Origin of the sequence: Vibrio sp. 1874 (genome assembly GCF_033344395.1) — a bacterium.
Classification (GTDB): domain Bacteria; phylum Pseudomonadota; class Gammaproteobacteria; order Enterobacterales; family Vibrionaceae; genus Vibrio; species Vibrio alginolyticus.
Genome location: NZ_JAWPOR010000094.1, coordinates 1 through 1,359, shown reverse-complemented (window position 1 = coordinate 1,359; position 1,359 = coordinate 1). Strand labels below are relative to the sequence as shown.

The 1,359-nt window shown below is 48.7% G+C and carries 3 protein-coding genes; 2 read left to right on the top strand and 1 reads right to left on the bottom strand.

The features are described 5' to 3' along the window. Both R8N46_RS24790 and R8N46_RS24785 read left to right on the top strand, forming a co-directional pair. On the top strand, positions 1–273 hold a 273-nt coding region (locus R8N46_RS24790; protein ID WP_318189721.1), incomplete at its 5' end, for a M23 family metallopeptidase. After that, positions 177–629: a bactofilin family protein gene (locus R8N46_RS24785; protein WP_318189720.1), complete on the top strand. Its 453-nt coding sequence runs from the start codon at positions 177–179 to the stop codon at positions 627–629. The genes R8N46_RS24790 and R8N46_RS24785, both read left to right, overlap by 97 nt. A gap of 57 nt (positions 630–686) precedes the next feature. Here the strand turns inward: R8N46_RS24785 and R8N46_RS24780 are convergent. Next, positions 687–1,359: insulinase family protein (locus tag R8N46_RS24780; protein WP_318189719.1), on the bottom strand; the 673-nt coding region annotated here is incomplete at its 5' end.

The window sequence follows — 1,359 nt, the reverse complement described above, 5'->3', positions numbered from 1 at the left end:
GGCCAATTCGTAAGAAAAGGCGATTTGATTGGGATTTCTGGCAACAGTGGGCTCTCTTCTGGCCCACATCTGCACTACGAAGTGCGCTTTGTCGGACGAGCATTGAACCCAAAACCGTTTGTTGATTGGAGCCTTAATAATTTTGAAGATATCTTTACTAAGGAGCGAAAAATACGATGGGAATCTTTGATAAAAACCGTGGAACAACGAGTAGCTCAGCAGCTTCAACTCTCATCGCCAAAGGCTGTACTGTTAGCGGAGAACTCAAAGTAGAAAACGACGTCCAGATTGACGACATCGTCGATGGTCAACTGAATGTCGAAGGCACGTTAGTCGTTGCAGAAAGCGGTAGAGTCACTGGCGATGTGTATGCCAAGCAGCTGATCATCAATGGTATTCTGGACGGAAACTGTCACGCAGAGCACATTCAAGTACTCACTAAAGGCCGTGTCAGTGGCAAAATCTGGAGCAACAATCTGAGCATTGAACCGGGCGGTAAGTTCTTCGGTGAAGCAGCAGAATTGCCAGAAAAAGAAGTGGTTAGCCTGAAAGGCAAAGCGCAAGAAAGCGCAACGGCGAAAGACAACAGCGCCAACACTGAAAAGCGACTCGCGCGCAAAAGCGCATAAAAAAGACGGCGATTAAGCCGTCTTTTTCGTTTTACTGTTTGCATCCAATGTCTGGTTTTACATCGGGTTGAGAATCAGCGCAGAACGCTTGGCATTCGGACCAAACGCCGATGCCGCACGTGCTTTCACTTCTTCTAGTGTTACGCTCTTAGCGGCTTTCTCCACATCCAACACAACATCCAATCCGTAGTCGTGCGCGAGGTAGCGGCTGTAAACCCAAGCGCGAGAACCAGGGTTGTCACCCAATCCTTGCATCGCGACAGCAAGCTGCTTGGCCGCAGTGTCGACTTCTTTCTGGGTAATGTTGGTCGCGAGATCGTCGAAAACCTTATCCAACAGTTTATCCATCAAACCCACATCTTTTGGATCCACCTGCGATTCAAACAACCAGTCCGAAACCGGCTCACCATCTTGCGTCATCGTATAAATGCTAGGGCTGTAATCTAAGCTTGATTCTTCACGGAACGTCTCCAGCACTCGTGCGGCACTGATGCGCTCCAGAATGTCTTCTATCACCGTGTCTTTTGCCGTACGATTGTACTTGTCGGTGTTGGTAAAACGCAGCAGGTAAAACGATGAAGGCTCGTGACCATCAGTGACGACCGAGCGCGCTGGCAGCTCATCATTAAATGACACACGATAATCTACAGCTTTACCCGGCTTCATCTTAATTGATGCCACGTATTTGCGTAGAAGCGGCGTAATTTGCTCAGGCTCAACGTCTGCAACA